This window comes from Flavobacterium psychroterrae, assembly GCF_018380615.1.
GTDB lineage: Bacteria > Bacteroidota > Bacteroidia > Flavobacteriales > Flavobacteriaceae > Flavobacterium > Flavobacterium psychroterrae.
Genome location: NZ_JAGYVZ010000015.1, coordinates 51,387 through 70,974 on the forward strand (window position 1 = coordinate 51,387; position 19,588 = coordinate 70,974).

Sequence of the window (19,588 nt, forward strand, 5' to 3'; positions counted from 1 at the left end):
TTTTAAAATAAAGATTTTATGCTGTTTATTCCGTCACTTGCTTTAAAAGAATATCCTGTCGATTTTGTTTTCCCGAAACCAACTGTAGGTCCGATATTTACGCTTATATTACTAACTCCATTAGGGTCTAATTCTCCATTTTTTAAAGCTGATTTTGAAATTCCTCCGCCAATACCTAGTCCTCCAAAATAGCCAACACTTGTACCACCTAATCCAGCTAATACGTCAGAACTATTACCTTCGTTATTATGGGCAGCTATACTCCATCCACCTTTAATACCAGGAAGAGATAAATCTGATTGTGGACCCCAATTTATACCGCCAGAAACAACAAGAGCTGCGTCGTCACCCGTTAAGGCAAGCCCTACTGATAAATTGGCTGAGAAAAACAAACCATTTACAGAACCACTATAAGATACACTCATTGCATCAGGCCCCATATAAGGACCGTACTCCCCTGACATAACATAACTACTTTTTTCACTTTGGATGGTTACATCATTTAAATTTATTGCTACATCTTTACTACCTCCTTCATTATAAATTGTTGATGTTCCATTTCCATTATCTTGAAAAGCTGATTTTCTAACATAAGATTCTCCTTCACCTAATTGTGTTGATGCATTTTCTTTAGTAAGGTTAACATCAAATACCATATTTCCGTTAGCATCTGTTTTCCAATCATCAGGAGACATACCATCAGGGTCTATAAAATATATAGGACTATTAAATGCATAATTATAAGGTGAGTGTCTTCTCATTTGTTCAGCTTTCGGGTCAATATTCATCCATCGACCAAGTGCAGGGTCGTAATTACGTGCTCCATAGTCGTAAACATTAAGTTGTAACTCGTCTTGAAGCTCTTTTCCGTTGTACTTATATTTATAATTTACATATTATTTTTTGTTTTCATAAGCAGCATGTTCGCTACAGCGAGTAGTTAAATATAAACCTGATAACATATCTGTTGTATAAGCAGTATATTTTCCTCCATCACTCCAAACTACTTTATCTTCAATAGCTATAGAAAAATTCTTTCTATTAGGAATTTTAATTACTGGAACGTATTTTAATAAAACCAATTCATATTTTTTATACCGCAAAATTTTCTCATAAATATTACCTGTAACTCCACGAATACTTTATAGTTTCTACATTTCTGAGCCAAAATATTTTGCATAATTAAAAATAAAAAGGCAAGAACATAAATTTTTCTTTTCATAATTATTCTCTTTTTATTGGAACATTCTCATCAATAAATAACTGCCTATAGTCAATCCCCTTCCATATAACTCCACTGTAAGTGGCAGTATTTTCAGTTCGGTTTTCGTTAGATGCTCTAACTCTAACACCATTTAGAGTATTAACTTTTTTAGCATTAGGCTCTAATTTCATCGCATCTTTATGAGCCTTTTCATAACTCCTTTCATCACTATTAAACCCTCCTGCACCCGGTGATTTTTCAGCTCCTAAATATGCTTCTAACGTTTCATGCATCGCAATAGTTCCACTAGACATACCAGTAAGATCTTCTATGATCCCTGCTTGTATTGGATTTACTACTTGTGTTGCTACAATAGTACCTTCATTAAACTCACTACCACCAAAAGCTCCACCGAAAATTACGTTATTACCTATAAAATTATCACTTGTTGCATTAATATTAACTGTTATTTCTTTACTGTTTATAGCTTCCAATAGTTTTTTATCAGCCTTCGTTTTTGCTTTACCTGTTGCAGATAACTTACCTGTTTCATCATTTCTAGTTATAGCTAAACTTGATGAAGAGTTTAATTGCTCTGTAAATTTTATAGCTTGTGAACCATTCACAATTATATCACTAGGTGCCATTCCATCGGAGTCTGTAAATCGCATAGGATTATTAAATGCATACGTGTAAGGACTAAATCTTCTCATTTTTTCCGCCAACGGATCAATGTTCATCCAACGACCAAGTGCAGGATCATAATTTCTTGCTCCATAGTCATAGAAGTTAAGCCCCAGCTCATCTTGGAGCTCCTTGCCGTTGTACTTATACTTGTAATTGTTATGGAATTAAATTTAAACCGTTTAAATTAGGTGTATTATATAAATCATCAATAGACTTTTCAGGTTCTATTGATATGTTAACATTGTACACTGTGTAGGTTTTAAGAGGGCTTCCTAAACTTATTCCACTAAAAACAGAATACAATTCAAAAGAGTATGTTTTACCAACCTCTATCTCTTTGTGATTATCTTTAAATTCTATACTATCTTCATTTTTTATTGAGACAATTTTAAAAAGCTTATTTTTATTATCAAATGCTTTAATTACATATACCACTTTAGATGAAGTAAATGAATCTATGCTTTTGATAGTTAGAACTTCTTTATTTTGATTAAAATACGCTAGATTATTCGTTTTTGATACTTTGACTTTAGAATAGCACGATATTAGACCTAATATCAATACAATTAAGATTATTTTTTTCATATTTACATTTTTTGAGGAAAGGTTTGAATTATAATTCCTTGTGTTTTCAAACTACCTTGTGTAGAAGGATTATAAACCCTTTGTCCAGGTTTCGGTGGGTTTTTATCATACTGAACTTGATCGGCAGCTTGTCCACCAGGTGAATTCTGATGAGCTTCATTATATACATTATTTGGAATTCCAATCATTGCAGCCGGTACTATCCCAATATTATCTCTTTGATTAATTTTGGCTCCGCCATATGCTTCAATAGTTTCATGCAATACATTTTCTCCGGGTGTACCTTTTACATTATCTGCCCTTTCTAAAACATTTACATTCATTTCTTGTTGTGCGGTTGCTACACCAGATATTACATCTAATGTGTTACCTTGGAATTCTCCTTGTAAAAGTGATCCTGTCACAGAAGAAACTAAATTGTCTGTAGAATTTATATTTGCAACGACAGAGTGGTCGTCGATTGCTTGGGTTAATTTTGATGCTCCTTCATTAAGTGGTCCTGTTGAATTTTGGGAATAAGAAACTTTCCCTTTATCGTTCATTGATAAAGATAATTGACTACCAACAGACTTTTGCAATTGTTCAAATGCTTTTTGTTGGTTTTCTTTTGTTCCGTTTATTATTACATCATTTGGTCCCATTCCACCTGGGTCTATAAATCTCATTGGATTATTAAAAGCATAATTGTATGGACTGTGTCTTCTCATTAGCTCCGCCAGCGGATCAATATTCATCCAACGTCCCAAAGCAGGGTCATAATTTCTAGCCCCATAATCATAGAAGTTAAGCCCCAGCTCATCTTGAAGCTCTTTCCCGTTGTACTTATACTTGTTATTCCAGACACTTTTAAAAAGTTTACTAAAAACTATCTCATTCTTTCAACGTTCACCTTCTTTTATTAATTGTTCACCTTTTATTGTATCTTTCTCTACAAATCTACCTTCTAAGTAATGATGTCCCAAAATGCTTTTACAGCTTTTATTACCTTTTTCAGCTCCTTTAATTAAATATTCTAAAGCTATTTTTCTTGTGTTTTTATCTAAATCTTCAAGTTCGGAAACATCTGCTTTGTGATCCTGACTTGTTAATGCTTCGTAAACATTCAAATAAGCCAAATGATACTCATATTTATTAGCCATTATAATTGCTGAATACAAAATACCATCTATAGGGTAATCCATATAATAGCTGTTTAAATTAAGGTATGCATTAGTATCTCCCTTTACCAAAGCTTCTTTTATATAAAAATCTCTATCAGAAGGTGTTGGACTATTTAATGGAAGGCCTTCCTCTTTTTTATTACAACTTATAAGTATTAATACAAAAATTAAACTTATAATTAAAATAGTTATTGGTTTCATTATTTTTTTTCTTTAGTTAGTTTATCCCAAATGCTAGGATCATTTTTTGGTTTCCAGTCACCTTTATAACTTCGAATTAATTCTCCATTTTTAAAAACATTCCAATTACCTGGTTCATTAGACATACTATGATCTTTAGCACCTGCTTTATACTCATCATTTTCACCCGCATATTCTGCTTTATAAGTCCCAATAGGACCACCATCTGTAAAATACACTCTTTGATCTGGCGCAATAATTTCGACATCTTTAAATTCTGAAGAGCGTGATATGTTTTGTGCAAAAGATTCTTTTTTACTAGAGCCGTCCTGATTCTTTTGATTAGCTCCAGTTCGGCAAGCATATAACGCTACTGTCATACCTTCTCCTTTTTCTTTATTTTTCCATTCATCACTATTTCTATTTAAAACAGCGTTAAGTTGGGATGCTGTTTCTATTCTACTTCCTCTAACATCATTATCTAAACGTTTAGGGTTTCCATGACCTACTACAGTAATCAATCCATTACCATTAAGAATATTCTTTGATCCGTTATAAATTTTTTGATCAGCCACTTTTTGTTGCTCTGTAGAGGATGATTTAGTAGGGTTAATTAAAACAACTTCAAGGCCTTCTAATTCCCTTCCATCTATTACTCTATTTTCAGAAAAATTATAATGTGATTGATAAGCATATTTTTCGCTCAACGGGTCAATAGACATAAACCTACCAATTGCGGGATCATAATTTCTCCATTTGTAACTATACCAACCAAGACCCATTTCATCTTGTAATTCCTGTCCTTGGTACTTATACTTGTAATTTGGCTGTAAATTATCCGTATTATACCCTTGATGCTTGAGTCCGAATGGGTAGTACGAGTTCTCCTCTAATATTTCCAATTTATTAGTTGTTGGATTCTTAGCATAACTTACCCTAACATTGCCCAAATGATCTGTATAATTAAATACATAACCAAAATTATATGTTGCAGGATTTGTACTGGTGTTCCTTACATAACCTTCGGCTGTTGGGAAAAACTGTAAAATGTTATTTTTATACTGGAAACCGTTTAAATATTTAGTACTGGTTACTACAACCCCATTATCCGTGACAATTTTCTCCACTTTTTGCCCTGCTGCGTTGTAAAATCTTCATACATCAAAAATGAACACAAAAGCGAGACGCTTGCCCCAGCGAGGGGGTTTCCAAAACACTTTTTTTTTAAAATTCTATTTCTTTTCTTTTTTCTCTATTACAATAACTTTTTTAGTAACTCTAAATTCATTTGTAATAACCCTTGTCATAGGCTCTCCCTTTTCATTTTTACCGCCATTTTCTATATTTACTTCATCTGTAACCATACCGTCAATATAATTAACTCCTAATTGCTTAAAACGAATACTGTAAAGTGGAATCATTCTATTATTCTCTGCAATCATTGTATCCGTTTCTATTTTTTTTAGATGTGTTTCGTTATAGGTAATATTTCTTGTTAGTGTAAAACCGTATTCAAGAAATCTAGGCTTATTTATATCAAGTAATTTTGTTGTTATAGTATCTAACTCATTTTTATAATTTATTTTACCATTATAATATTTACTGACATAAACTGTATCAGGAAAATCTACATTTATACTGTAATTATCTTCTTGCTTTTTTTTAATATTTTTATTTTCCTCTTTTTTGCAAGAAAACAGACAAATTAAAAAGCTCAATAACATTATATTTTTCATTTTTCTAATTTTTCATTTTTTAAAGTCCTTTTGCCTTAGCAAGTGCATCAGCTTTTGTTTGTTGTTTTTTATAATTAGATTTATTAATCCTATCAATAACATCTCTCTGCGAAGTATTTATTAATGTATCATGATATCCTTTTCTTCCTACTGAAGGCATATTATTTGGGGTATCATCTACATCATAGTGATATAAAGGTATAGTAACCATTACGGGTTCAATATTTTGAGTTTCAATTGTCCCTGGAGTTAATGTTCTGCCTGATACACTTTCAATGTTTTCCACTTTTACCCATAAATCCCATCCATTTTTAAGAGCATTAAATAATCGCTCAAATGCATTGGGTCCTTTTACTGACATTGCTGCAGGACCCATGACTGCAATATCATCAGCATTAACAGATTGACTTGCTGTCCCTCTTTTCCATCCTTCTAAATCTCCATAAGGATTACTTCCCCATAGGGCAATTCCTTCCTGTACTATTGGAGAACTTTTACTGCTTTGGGTCGCCAATGCAGCTGTTGCTACACCGTCACTGCCCATTGTACTCACTTCAATTCCTTCGCCGGGCTTAAAATACGAAATACTATTGGCTTTATCATTTATAGAATAACCTCCGTCACTATTTTTAACTATGCTTCCTGTAATATCATGTTCTCTTCTATAGGCTCTGGCTTCTTTTCTAGTTTCAAATAAACCTGTTGGGTCACTAAAATAAACCGGATTATTATACGCAAAACGATAGGGGGAAATTGAAAAAGCTAATTCTGATAAAGCGTCAATAGAATTAAACCTTCCTAAAGCATTATCATATTGGCGGTATTCCATCGCCGTCATGTTTAGCCCTAGTTCTGTTTGTAATTCCATGCCATTAAATTTCTGCAAATAATTTGGCTGTAAATTATCCGTATTATACCCTTGATGCTTGAGTCCGAATGGGTAGTACGAGTTCTCCTCTAATATTTCCAATTTATTAGTTGTTGGATTCTTAGCATAACTTACCCTAACATTGCCCAAATGATCTGTATAATTAAATACATAACCAAAATTATATGTTGCAGGATTTGTACTGGTGTTCCTTACATAACCTTCGGCTGTTGGAAAAAACTGTAAAATGTTATTTTTATACTGGAAACCGTTTAAATATTTAGTACTGGTTACAACCCCATTATCCGTGACAATTTTCTCCACTTTTTGCCCTGCTGCGTTGTAAATATAAACAATAGAATTTCCTGTAGCAAATGTTATCTTTTTAGGCAAATTCAAGTGATTATATGTTATCTCGGTTATGTTTTTATTTTGGTCTTTTATTAAATTTCCGTTATCATCATAAGTATAATCATCTTCGGTATCATTATAACCGTCGCTGTCGTCCTTAAATCCTTGCGGGTTATTGCTGTAATCCGTTACTTTCATAAGCTGGTTAGAATTCTCTTTATAAAAATAGTCCAAAATATCCATATCATCTACATATGGGTTACTGGATATTCCTGCTATAGATTTGCGCTGCATATTTGTTATATTTCCGTTTTTGTCATAAGCGGCAAATTCTCCAAAATAATTTTTGTTATCTGTAAGTTTTGGTGTTTGGTAGGTACTTACTTTCAAACGGTTTAACTTGTCATAAAGATATCCATAGCCACGAATTACACCTCCATCTGAATTTGTTGCCCAAAAAGTTTCGGCTATATTACCATTATAAAGTTCTTGAGATTGAAACATACCTCCCTGAATTTTATTGTAATTTATTTTAAAAGCAAATAGATCTCCAGGGTCATTCTCTTCTTGTAAATTATCTATATTATTAATATGTGTTAGCCAGCCTCTTATATTGTAATTATAATCAATTTTCTGAAAAGGGGCTGCCACGGTATTTCCTATTTTTTTACTAATCAATTGCCCTAATGCATCATAGGTGTTTTCTGCTAATAATTGTTCTGTGCCATAACCTATTTTGTGGGTATGGGCTAGTAAGCGGTCTTGCAGAGAATAAGTAAAATTTTCGGAAACAGTTACCGCAATAGCTGATGAGGAATGTTTATGACTCGTAACCGAAAAAAGTTTTTTTCCTGTAAAATCAAGCCGGTCTTCTACATACGAATTGCCGTCTAAATGATTGGTAATATGTTTTTTTATAGGTCTTCGCATCACATCATAAAATATTGAATTGGTTCCGCCCAAAACTTCTAATATTGTTGTGGGTACTCTTGTCCAGCCGCCTGTTACTAAACGCGTATTGGTAAATAAAACTTGTTGTCCTTGTATTGTCGAAGGCTTAGTGGCTGCGTTGGGAAAGGCATAGTTTTCATAATAAGTAGCGGTAAGAATTTTAAACCCCGATGATGGAACCTTACTGTCATTTACCGGAATACCTTCAATAGTACCTGATTTTTGGCTAGGTTCTAATACTGGATTTTCCTGATTGTATTCTTGCTGTAAAATATATCTTCCGGCACTCTCGGCCGCTTTTTTATCCCATCCTGTATATATTGGTCTGCCAAGCGCATCGTATTTTGTTATCAGCCATCCTACAGCTTTATCTTCGTGAAACGGAGAATTAGCCGGTCCGGTTGCTACAACACGGTTAAGTCTGTCGTATACAATAAACTCCCATTGTTTTCCCGGCAATTTTTTCTCAACCAAGCGGTTTCGACTATCATATTTATATTGATAACAAAGGTTGTTGAGGATTTCGTCATTAATAACTCCATCTGCTTTAGGAGGAATCACATAAGTTAAATTTCCATATTCGTCATATACATAATAAGTGTCGTGTTTTTTTTGGGATTCATAGGTTCTTCTCAAAATTATTTTCCCCTCTTTGTCTTTAAATTCTACAGTACTTGCATCTTCTTCAAAAGCATCTTTAGCCGAATTTTCATCATAACTAACGGTTTTATACAATTCATTTTTGTCATAATTTCCGTTGTCCCAAAAGGAGATATCATACAGTCCGGCTGATGCATCCCAAGTTGTGATTACTTCAAATAATCGCACTTCACCAGCTGCATTAGTCTGATACTCCATTTTTATTTCATGACCTTCATTCATCGCCCAATCGTTGCCGGGTGCAGCTTGTTTTAAAACACGGTTTAGTGGAGAATTTTCGAACTTTTTTTGAGAAAAAGGGTTTGCAGTATTATTGTATTTTTCGGTACTGTAAAAGGACAGGGTATTATTTATTGCTGTTTGCGTTTCGATTCTCGGGTATTGATTATTAGTATTAGGAAGCGAAAAAGGCAAATACTGTTTCTCTTGTCTGCCAAATCCATCATATTCTATGGGTGTAATAATATCTGATCCATCACCACCCTGGCCAATAGCAATTGTTTGAACAGGACGCCCTAAACCATCAAAATAAGTGACACTTTGAATCATATCTTCCTTTTTTAATGTTTTAAAATAATCTGCCTGCGTTGGTTTTTTGGGCTTTGCTTTATAAATAAAATTATCATCGCTAAAGTATTGTGCGGAAATATCCATACTGGGAAATGCAACTAAAATAATTAGTGCTATATATTTTTTCATCTTATTTGCTTTTAAAATCTTAAAATAGAGTGAGTTATTTAACCGTAAAAGAGTCTAGCTCAGCTGCGCCAATAAACGTAAGCGGAACCTGAAAAGTTTTCGTTTTTTGTCCAGCCGGTAAAATAAGATCTTTGCTGTAGTAGCCTATTTTATTGATTTGATATTGATACGCAATTCTTACATTGATTGTAATTGGGTCGTTGCTTGGCGGAATCGCTGTAACAGTTATCCATACCATTGACATATTCGAATCTGAATCTGACATCACAACGGTACAATTAATCATTTTACAAACAGTGTTTGTATTGGCAAAGTTCTGTCCGCTTTGTTGCAACTCTGCCTTTGCAAGATTATCTGCCTCTTCTTGTGAAATGTTTGATATATATTTTCCGGCTTCGACTTTATAAGAAACAGGGTCAGGCAGAATACTTTCAGGAGGGCAATCATTTTTTCTAAATGAACGGTGTATTTCTATATTTTTGTACGTGTAAATACACTTGCTATTTACATTAGCATATTCTTGCCCGTTTTGTTCAATATCATAGAGCGCCTGTAAATCAGCATCCTGCTGTGAAATTTTTGAAATGTATTTTCCTGCTTCTACTACATAAAAGATAGCGTCTGGTGGTATACCATTTATTTCGCAATCATTTTTAGTAAAAAGCCTGCTTAAAGCGTTATTTTTAAAAATACAAGCTCCATTAGTATTCGCATAAATCTGACCATTTTTATCTATATCATTCTGAGCTTGTTTATCAGCTTCGGCCTGCGAAACATAAGAATAATACTTACGAGCAGGAACCAAATACATTATTGCAGAAGTTACAGCACCGGAAGAGCAATTATTTTTATTAAATTGATGACTTATTTCGGTGTTCATAAAAACACAATATGAACTTCGGTTCGCATTTAATTGACCTTGTTTATCTAAATAAACCAAAGCTTGTGCATCTGCATCAGCTTGTGATATAAGTGACGTGTAATTTCCTGCCGAAACAGAAAAAATTACAGGACCAACTTGCCCTAAAGGACAGTTGTATTTGTCATAAGATTTGCTAATTGCAACATTGCTGTAAACTGGCGCTACATTTAATGAGCAATCCATAATTTGTCCTTTATAATTATAACAATATGATTCTAAAACATTTCCCTGCCAGTCTTTAACAAATTTTAATCGATTAAAACTGTCATAGTCGTAGTAAGTTGCCTGATTCGTTACATCTACTATTCGGCTAACTCCTACGAGAGGTTTATACATGTATGTGGTAATCATAGTATTGCTTAACCCTATGCTAAAATTGTAAAAATACTTAGCCAATGCAGTTGCCATATTTGTTTCACTTCCTTTATCCGAAGAGGCCGTTTGCACTTCATTAATTAAATTGACGGGAATAGTTTTGTAAGCCAGATTTTCAATTTTAACCACTGGCAGCGTTTTATTATATCCCCATACAATTGATACAGGTGTAGCACCTTCTTGCGTATACTGCAAAACATTTCCTTTATCATCGTATAAATCATAGGAGATTTTTTTGTCGATTACTGCATTCAAAGCTGCAGCTCCCTTATTTTCAAGAATATATTTAGGCAATAATAAATTGCTGGTTGCAATACTTTTATCGTAAACTGTTTTTTGCTCTGATAATTTGTTTCCACTTCTAAAGGCTTGGGTGTTTAACGGTGTTCCAATTCTGTTTGCTGCGATTAGTTCCTGTGCAAATGGCTCACTTGCCATTTCTGGGTCCTGAGGGTAAAAATATTTGCTTTCGAGAATTTCGCTGTTTTTCGAAGTAGTACTTTTAACCGACGTTAGTTCAATATTATAGGGTAAATTATTATATAAATATTCCTCACTTTCTACGACTATGCCATCAGTGAAATAATTTTTTACCGTTTTTGATTTTAGTTTATCAAAACCTGTGTAGATTTTAAAATAGGGGATTTTTAAACCCTTTGGAGCATAATTTTCAATAGTATATTTATTTGCTGCATAAATTCCATCATAAGCAAAAGAATTCAAAGCATACTTTGGAATATCTTTTAAAATATTTGGAAAGCTAACTCCTAAAGGAAAAATATGTTTAGAAACATACGAATTCCCCGTGCACAATTGATTTTGATCCATTAATTCGTAATTAATTTCATCTACATAACCTCTGTTTTTTTCAACTTCCTTTCCGTAGTAGTCATATGCTTCTTCTTTAACAATATCCTTATCATTATAAAATACTTTTCTTAGAAGTTTTCCTCTGTGCCATTCCTGAGGTTCGTCTTCACGCCTGTCATCAAACAGAGGTATTTCTGAAAATAAAGGTTCTTTAAAACTAAAATAATTATCTTCTTTTATCTCTGTTTTATTTATATTATCATAGTCTATTTGACTTACTTTGGTATACCCTACATTTGAACCTGAAGTTTTATAAAGTGGTAAAGTTGAGGATGATGATAACCTTATTCCAAGTTGATCTTCAATTTGAGTTGAATGACCTCCTTGACCCGGCTCATAATGTATACCATCAAAAACATACAGCGAAATACTTTCTACATAAGATGGTACATTCATCATTTTACCCGATGTAATTTTATCATCATTTAAGTATTTGAAGTAAGTTGTGTATTTTGCGCTATTTAAATTTTCATCGGTATATGTTTGAATATTTTTTATTCTTAATCCTCCAACTTTTACATCATCTCTTACTTTATCGCGATACTTTAAAATAAAACTTGTATTATGATAATTATTATAATCCTTAGAATCTGATAATAAGTAATTTTGTGTAACAACAACTTTCATTCGATAACTACCCTTACCTCCCAAATCAAAGTAACTATTTATATTACCTGATGGATGTTCGTCTTTAGAAATTGTACCCTGATATTTTATATCCTTATAAGTACCATCTCCTTGTTTTTCCTGCAGGTAAAACTCAACCTTATTAAATTCAGCATTTATATTTCTATAATTAGGAACCTGAAAAGGCAAATTTGATCTTATTAAAAGGTTTACTTCATTAGATTTTAACGATGTACTATAGATACTTGTTTCTAAAGGCTCGCTATAAAATACTTTATTGAACATATTCACTTCATTAGGAGCAGGATAATAATAATTTAAAGCATAGCCTGAAATTGTGAGTGATGCTTGTTTAAGCGCATATCGTTCATCTGAAATAGCATCAAAATAATTTGCAGTTGTAGCTCCAGTTAAACATTTATGATTTTCATAATCGTAATATTTAACCCCACCTTCAGGGAATTTAATACTCTTTAGAGAAAATGTTTTTGTGTATAAGGTATCTACATCTCTATTAAATCCATAACTACCCTCGACGTGATATTCTGGCAATAAATTTTCAGGAAAAAGAGAAAAGTTAGTTTCTTTACCATTAAAATAACCCCAATGATCTTGGGCTTTTGAATATTTTGAAGGAATTTTATCAAATAAATAATAATCGAAGTTATAATTCTCTACAACAGTATTTTTAGTGTCGTAAAATTTAACTGCATCAAGCTTTAAACGTTTGTTGACTTCATCCTTAGAAAAAAGATGAAGATTGGAATTAAAATAACTTTGAACTAATTCAATTTTTCTAATTAAATTATTCGAAATATCGTAAACCTCTATTTTTTCTAATTTCTTTGCACCAGTTTGTAAATCTAGTCTGTCTCCATAAATAAAATTCATTTTTCCTGAAGGAAAAATAATTTCGGAGATCAATTTTTCTTTTGTACCAGTAATATTTGACTCATAAGAACTTCCTGTTATTTCTCGCGAAGACCTAACAATTATTTGACTAACATGATTTCCCAAATTTGTATACAGCATATAATTAGCCGAAATATAATTGTAGATAATTTCTTTGTTGTTTGGTGAAATTATTCTTTTTAATTGCCAGGATTGATCAAAGGGAGTAAGTCCATATTGACTAATAGATGAAGTTCCATCTTTACCTAAAATCAGATTATAACCATTAGGTAATTTTACATTAAAATTATCAAAAAAGTTACTTTGCGGAATAGTTGATAATTTACCTAATTCGTAATTAATAGTAATATCATCTAATGGAAAAGTGATAAACTTTTTTAATTCCTGATTAAACATAAACTTTCCACTATGACCGAAGAAACTGTAGTAAAATTCATCAGGACGGGAATCATCGTTCCCGTAAATATTTCTTACATCATTTCCTGCTAAAAATGCTTTTGCATAAAACTGCATCCTGCTGCCATGCTCAGCATCATTATTACAATTCCACTCTGAACTTTCAGTAGGATCTATAGAGGTTTTTAATCTTCCAATTCCAAATGTATTTTTGTTACTATAATCCTGATGGATAAAAAAACGCTCATCTGGGGCGCCATGATTGTTTCGTGTTATTTGTCCCCCAATATTTAAACTCCAGCCTAAACCAACAGATGTAGCATCTTCTTCTACTTTAATACCTCCGGTATTATATGAAATAGAAATTGGTACTTCCACACCATCGAGGTTAATAGAATATATTGGAATATTTATAGAAGGCTGTCCCGTGTATAGAGACACATTGTTTAATAATCTTTTTTTAAACTGATAAGATTCCGGTGGCAAAGGAATATTGTAATCATATTCTGTTGATTTCTGACTGTACAAATTCAGGTTTAATAATATAAATAGTATTATAAATTTAATCTTCATGGTTATTTAGTTACTGGTTATTAACAAATTAGGAAATACGGTTTAAGATCGAAATTCCTAATTCTGTGTTCGCTTAAATCATTTAATTTTTCCCCTTTCGTATCACTTTCACTCCATCACTCTGCACATTCGTTTTTATATTCACGATATAAATTCCTTCAGGATAATTGCTTAAATTAACTGGAATAGTTTGTCCTGTAATATCAAATTGCTTTAATATTCTCCCTGCCATATCCACCACAGTTGCAGTACCGTTTTCATATTTGTACCCTATAATAATGTTGGTAAAAGTCACTACAGGATTAGGAATAGCTTCTATTCCTTTAGTTTTTACTTTGTCCGGCTTTAATCTATCCTCTAGTTTTACCACCCAAAAATCATTTCCTCCAATACTGGCTTTTTTATCTTTTGAAGTTCCTGATTTAGAAGTTCCAGCCATTAGATATCCACCATCTCTGGTTTCGAAAAGCTTTTGTAACACATCTTCACCATTACTTTTTACTGTTTTCCTCCAAATTTCCTCGCCTTTATCATCTATTTTTAAAGCTATATATCCGTTTTCTTCTTTATTTTCCCTAATAAGTCCCTTAGTTTTTCCAGCAATCCCTTCCATAGATCGATTTTCTTCTTTTTGACTATAACCCCCAATGAGGTAACTATGATCTTTGCTTTCTAATACTGAAGTCAAAATATCTGTTTTACCAAAATCAAAAGTTTTGCTCCATATGACATTTCCTTTTTTATCGAGTTTTAAAACCCAATAATCTGTACCTTTTGCCACCATACCTCCTAATGAAGTAAGCGGACTGGTACTGTTCGAATTTCCTCCTACTATATATCCTTCATCTTCTGTCTGATGTATTACATAAAGCTGGTTATCACCATTGCCTCCATAAGTTTGTTGCCATTCTATAACTCCTGCATTATTGATTTTTATAATCCAATAATCTCCTATTCCTTTATTGGGCTCTGTTTTATCTCCTGATTGTGGTGAGTTTGAATATCCTCCTAAAATGTATCCTCCATCTCTGGTTTGCTTCATGCTTCTTAATACATCAGCATATTCTCCTCCATAGGTTTTTTGCCATTCTATAACTCCTGTTTTGTCCAGTTTTACAATCCAGTAGTCCATATTACCCCGACTTTTTTCTGTTTTTGTATATAAATCCGTAGAGGAAAAATCTTGATTTACCAATAAATCATTGTCTAATAATTTTGGACTTGAAGAAGACGAACCTCCTAACATATAGCCGCCATCCTTAGTCTGGAAAGCGCATAATAATTCGTCCTGACCACTCCCGCCAATAGTTCTTTGCCATTGTTCAACGCCTGCAGCATTCAATTTAATTACCCAAAAATCATTACCTCCTTTACAGGAATCCTTTTTATCAAAGTCATTAGGAGAATTAGATGTTCCCGCCAGAATAAAACCGCCATCTGCGGTAGTTTTAATACTTTTGAGCAAATCAAAACCACTGCCACCAATACTCTTTTGCCAGTCGAGATCTCCGTTTTGATTCATCTTCCAGATCCAGTAATCCAGATCACCCTTATTATCATTTTCTTTATTCCCTGTTTTATTAGACAAAGAACTTCCCGCCAGTATAAAGCCGTAATCTGCAGTAGATTGTGCATCAAATAAATAATCTGAATTTAAACCGCCATAGACTTTTTCCCAAAGAATGTCTTGGGAATGACTAAGCAACGGGCAAAAAAGTAAGAGTAGTAAGTATTTTTTAATCATAACAATTAATTTTATGTAAGTAAAAACTTAAATTAATAACAATGATAGCTAAAGATTATCTTAAAAACAATACCGCGTTTCAGGGATTTTTTCTCACTAACTAAAAAACCCATTTCACAAAATGAAATGGGTTTTTATAAATATCAACTTGTATTTTATACTAAAACACAATCTTTCTTGTCACCATAAAATCATTTTCTAAAGTTACTTTCACTAATAAAAACTGATTATTTACTGGCAAGTTTTGAATTTGCAATTCGGCACTATTTATTTTCTTTTTATCATAAAGTAGTTTTCCTGTGATGTCAAAAACAGTAACTTCTTTTATGTTTTCTTTTGATGATTTTATGTTGATTACTTTGTTTTTAACTGAAACTAAAATTCCGTTTTCTAGATTTTTAAAGTCTTTTGTTCTTAGCGTTTTATCTGTATATTTTATAAGGAATCGATCTTCAAAAGTTCCTGCGATCGTGGTAAACGTATAATTGCTGCTTTGTAAGTTGTGCGTAATTCCGGTTGTTTTATCTTCAATATAAATTGGCTGATTACTTATATCACCATCAATATCATCAATTGATATTGTAAATTCTCCCACAATTTTTGTCTTATATCCTAACGGAATTACATCTGTATCTATAAATGGCAAAGCGCGACCCTGAATTACTAGATTTTTATGATCGGTAATACTGTAAAAATCTACATATTGATTTCCGTTAAAGGATTCGGCGTCATAATCTTCATCGTATGAATTTGTTGCTCCTTGGATGTATCCAAATAAAATTTGCTTGAAAACACCTTGTTTATTTTCAAAATTCAGCCAGACACGGTGCTTTTCAATTTGGTTTAAATTCTTTGGTTTAGTATTTTTTGAAGGTTTGAAAAAGCTTGAATTTTTGTTTTGTATTCGCATACTATTATTAAATTGGGCAATGCCTGAATTTTTACTTGCCACAAAAAAAGCCTGACCGGAAGCAATTGTTCCATCAGGAATGGTTTCATTAACTCCCGCAGAAACCGAACTTCGTGTTCCTACACCGCCCAATAAATTATAAACGGCATAGTCATTTGAAGAATATTCAGTAAAATTATATGGCGTATTATGCGTCCAGAAATAAAGCGCTCCTTTTAAATTCAGTTTATTTTCAAACAAAAACATATCAGCACTTATAGCTGATGGATACGGATTGCCGATTAGATTATAAGTATCAATCCCCACATCTAAATCAATTTTTCCGTTATGGGGAATTCCTTTAAATGTTGCTTCAAATTGTGAAGGAACAGTTGTAGAAAAATCTTGTGGTCCGCGAATAATATATCCTTTTCCGGATGTCATGATATTAGATGAATTTTCATCTTTCCAATTTCCCGATACATAATCAAAAGAAAAATATTTATCCCATAATGTATCTGGAGAAACATCAATCAATTTTTGACCCTCTACCGGAGAAGACCAATAAGTATAATCGAATTTTAAAATGGGTGAAGATTTTCTTTTTATATCCACAATTCCGGTATTTACCATATCGTCATCTGATTGATATAAACTTGCTGAATCTTCTAAAATTAATGTTCCTGATCCTGAATAATCAAATTCAAGACTTAGAGTATTCGAACTTAAAAGTGTTATATTTTTCCCGATTTCAATTGAACAACTACAAGCATTTGCCGAAGTTAAATTGGGATAATCGCCATTGAAAGTTAATTCTTTTCCGCCTGACGGAAAACCATTTGACCAGGAAATACCATTCCAAATTGTAGATTCCAGGCAAAGTTTAAGGCGTGCAATTCTATGTTTTGAAAGTCCTGAAACTGAATTAAAATCTCCACCAATCATTAATCTGTGATCTGATGAAAAGCTCATTGTATTCAGTTTTCCATTTAAATCTGCCTGAAAAGAAGCATCATAATCTCCTGAATTCATCAAACGAACTAATCGTAAAGAAGGATAAGTTTTATAAGTTCCTGAAAAAGTTCCTCCAACCAAAATTCGATCATCTGGCTGAATTAAAAGCGTTAAAACATCACCATTACTAAAACCTGAACCGGAATCAAAAGTAGTATCTAAACTTCCGTCAGGATTTAATCTTAAAATTCGTTTTTGGGAGATTCCGTTATAGCTTAAAAATGTTCCGCCAACGATTATTTTTTTATCCGATTGCAACGCTATTGTGTAGACAAATTTGTCAAAACCAGTTCCGATATTAAAATCCGAATCAATACTTCCGTCATAATTCAAACGGACTAACCGAGAAAACGACTGACCATTAAAAGTATTAAATCTTCCACCTACCAGAATTTTTCCGTTTGACTGAACCAAGATTGTTTCAATTATTGCATCTGCGCCAAGACCTGCATTAAAACCGGGATCACGTGTACCATTTTCTAACAATCTCACTATTCTTCCGGCTGGTAGATCATTATAAGTTGTAAAATTTCCCGCAACAATTACTTTTTCATCCTGCATTGCTATTGCATAAACCTGAGTTTTAAATCCCGTACCTATATTGAATGTAGGGTCAATTGCACCATCAGATAAAATTCTGACAGTGCGGTTAGAAATAATATCATTGTATTTTGTAAAATTTCCGCCTAAAATTATTTTCCCATCTGATTGTAAAACTGCGGTTTTTATAAGATTATTGGCTCCGGATTGTACTGCATTAAAGGTTTCATCAGATAAACCGTTTTCTAAAAGCCGGGTTATCCTTGGTGCAAAAAGAGTATTGAACTTAGTAAAATTTCCAAATACCATTGTTTTTCTATCTTCTAATGATAGAATTTTATGAACTGCGTTATCAAAACCAACTCCGGCGGCTAAATAGGATGTATCATGTTGTCCTTGTGCATCAACTTTGGCTAATTTACCTTGATTTTGACCGTCAAAAACTAAAAATGAGCCTCCGATATACCAAGATCCATCGGGAGCATTTTCGAAAGCAAAAACAGATGCCGACGCTGGTCCTGAACCTGTATTGAAATTTGGTTTTAGAGTTCCGTTTGAATTTAAAAGAAACATTCGGTTGACTTCACTTCCGTTATATAAACCTTTAAAAGATCCTCCAACCATTATATTCCCGAAAGTATCTGTTTTAATTACCTGAACAGCATCTGTGTTCAAACCTGATCCTGATAAAAAACTTTGATCAATTGTTGCATCTTCATTAAGCCTGATAATTCTATTAGCACTGATTCCGTTATAATCAGTAAATTTTCCGCCTAATATAATTTTCCCATTGGGTTGTAAAATCATGGAGTTTACATCTTCATTAAAACCTGAACCACTATTAAAACTGGTATCAATGCTTCCATCCGGAAGCAAACGCGCAATCTTACTTGTAGTAGCTCCATTAAATGAAATAAAGTTACCTGAGATTAAAATCTTATTATCTGAAGAAATTGCAACATCTGTAATGTTCAAAGCAGCACCTGATCCTGTATTGAAAGAAGTGTCTAAAGCACCGTTTGGTAAAATTCTGGCGATTCTGTTTACCGTTACATTGTTGTATTTTGTAAAACTTCCAACGACTATAACTTTTCCATCAGGCTGAGGACAAACTTTGTAGATGATTCCGTTAGTCGCTCCCGGCGAAGTATTGAATGTTGTATCCTGCGAACCATCTTGGTTTAACCGAATAAGTCTTCCTGAATTGTTGCCATTATAAGAGGTAAAACTTCCTGCAACGATTATTTTGCCGTCTGTTTGAATATGCGAAGTGTAAACTTTACCATTTAAACCTGTTTCCAAATCAAATTCGTCGTCAATTGTTCCGTCCGGCTTTAACCGGGTCAAATATGAAATAGGTATTCCGTTAAGATTTAGGTATTCACCACCAACTATAAGTTTATCATCTGACTGTAAGGATAAAGTTCGGACTGTTTTGTCAAAACCGTCGCCGTTTATTCCGTTATCAATGGTATTAAAAGTGATATCTAATTTTCCTTGTTGTGCCTGAATTTCGGTAAATAAAGAAAGTACTGTAAATGCGAGAATGAATTTTCTAATCAAAATTAAGAAGATTGAATTACAACTACAATTTTAATTGTAAGAATTAACTGCAATTATAGTGTTTTTCTTTCAGCTTCGCAAA

The 19,588-nt window shown here is 33.0% G+C and carries 10 protein-coding genes and 3 pseudogenes; all 13 read right to left on the minus strand.

Features of this window, described 5'->3' with window-relative positions; genetic code table 11:
- Window positions 1–2: 2 nt before the first annotated feature.
- Window positions 3–875 (minus strand): annotated as a pseudogene (locus tag KHA90_RS25420) (RHS repeat-associated core domain-containing protein); the annotation flags it as partial.
- A gap of 21 nt (window positions 876–896) precedes the next feature.
- Complete coding sequence (locus KHA90_RS15975) at window positions 897–1,082, minus strand: hypothetical protein (RefSeq protein WP_213302675.1); 186 nt, start codon at window positions 1,080–1,082, stop codon at window positions 897–899.
- A 769-nt stretch (window positions 1,083–1,851) separates the two neighbouring features.
- Window positions 1,852–2,043 (minus strand): annotated as a pseudogene (locus tag KHA90_RS25835) (RHS repeat-associated core domain-containing protein); the annotation flags it as partial.
- 4 nt (window positions 2,044–2,047) lie between these two features.
- A complete protein-coding gene (locus tag KHA90_RS15985; RefSeq protein WP_213302678.1) occupies window positions 2,048–2,476 on the minus strand; it encodes a hypothetical protein in 429 nt (142 codons plus the stop codon).
- 2 nt (window positions 2,477–2,478) lie between these two features.
- Window positions 2,479–3,141, minus strand: a complete 663-nt coding sequence (locus tag KHA90_RS15990; protein WP_244860388.1) for a hypothetical protein — start codon at window positions 3,139–3,141, stop codon at window positions 2,479–2,481.
- Window positions 3,115–3,309: pseudogene (locus KHA90_RS25840) on the minus strand (RHS repeat domain-containing protein); the annotation flags it as partial. The gene KHA90_RS15990 and the pseudogene KHA90_RS25840, both read right to left, overlap by 27 nt.
- 45 nt (window positions 3,310–3,354) lie before the next feature.
- Window positions 3,355–3,837 (minus strand): SEL1-like repeat protein, encoded by a 483-nt coding sequence (locus tag KHA90_RS15995; protein ID WP_213302681.1) that lies wholly within the window; start codon window positions 3,835–3,837, stop codon window positions 3,355–3,357.
- The gene (locus tag KHA90_RS16000; protein WP_213302684.1) at window positions 3,837–4,943 is read right to left on the minus strand and encodes an RHS repeat domain-containing protein; all 1,107 of its coding nucleotides are present in this window, start codon (window positions 4,941–4,943) and stop codon (window positions 3,837–3,839) included. Before KHA90_RS16000 ends, KHA90_RS15995 begins: the two co-directional genes overlap by 1 nt.
- A gap of 105 nt (window positions 4,944–5,048) precedes the next feature.
- Window positions 5,049–5,552: a hypothetical protein gene (locus KHA90_RS16005; protein WP_213302687.1), complete on the minus strand. Its 504-nt coding sequence runs from the start codon at window positions 5,550–5,552 to the stop codon at window positions 5,049–5,051.
- A gap of 19 nt (window positions 5,553–5,571) precedes the next feature.
- Window positions 5,572–9,081 (minus strand): DUF6443 domain-containing protein, encoded by a 3,510-nt coding sequence (locus KHA90_RS16010; protein ID WP_213302689.1) that lies wholly within the window; start codon window positions 9,079–9,081, stop codon window positions 5,572–5,574.
- A gap of 34 nt (window positions 9,082–9,115) precedes the next feature.
- A complete protein-coding gene (locus KHA90_RS16015; protein ID WP_213302692.1) occupies window positions 9,116–13,756 on the minus strand; it encodes a DUF5977 domain-containing protein in 4,641 nt (1,546 codons plus the stop codon).
- An 82-nt stretch (window positions 13,757–13,838) separates the two neighbouring features.
- Window positions 13,839–15,500: a T9SS type A sorting domain-containing protein gene (locus KHA90_RS16020; RefSeq protein ID WP_213302695.1), complete on the minus strand. Its 1,662-nt coding sequence runs from the start codon at window positions 15,498–15,500 to the stop codon at window positions 13,839–13,841.
- A 160-nt stretch (window positions 15,501–15,660) separates the two neighbouring features.
- Window positions 15,661–19,506 carry a T9SS sorting signal type C domain-containing protein gene (locus tag KHA90_RS16025; RefSeq protein ID WP_244860390.1) on the minus strand — a complete coding sequence of 1,282 codons (3,846 nt, stop codon included), beginning with the start codon at window positions 19,504–19,506 and terminating at the stop codon, window positions 15,661–15,663.
- Window positions 19,507–19,588: the final 82 nt, after the last annotated feature.

What these genes read in the sequence shown, in the direction of transcription:
- KHA90_RS15985 (WP_213302678.1), bottom strand. Translation starts at nt 2,476, where the DNA reads ATGAAAAAAATAATCTTAATTGTATTGATATTAGGTCTAATATCGTGC.
- KHA90_RS15990 (WP_244860388.1), bottom strand. Translation starts at nt 3,141, where the DNA reads ATGAGATTTATAGACCCAGGTGGAATGGGACCAAATGATGTAATAATA.
- KHA90_RS15995 (WP_213302681.1), bottom strand. Translation starts at nt 3,837, where the DNA reads ATGAAACCAATAACTATTTTAATTATAAGTTTAATTTTTGTATTAATA.
- KHA90_RS16005 (WP_213302687.1), bottom strand. Translation starts at nt 5,552, where the DNA reads ATGAAAAATATAATGTTATTGAGCTTTTTAATTTGTCTGTTTTCTTGC.
- KHA90_RS16010 (WP_213302689.1), bottom strand. Translation starts at nt 9,081, where the DNA reads ATGAAAAAATATATAGCACTAATTATTTTAGTTGCATTTCCCAGTATG.
- KHA90_RS16015 (WP_213302692.1), bottom strand. Translation starts at nt 13,756, where the DNA reads ATGAAGATTAAATTTATAATACTATTTATATTATTAAACCTGAATTTG.
- KHA90_RS16020 (WP_213302695.1), bottom strand. Translation starts at nt 15,500, where the DNA reads ATGATTAAAAAATACTTACTACTCTTACTTTTTTGCCCGTTGCTTAGT.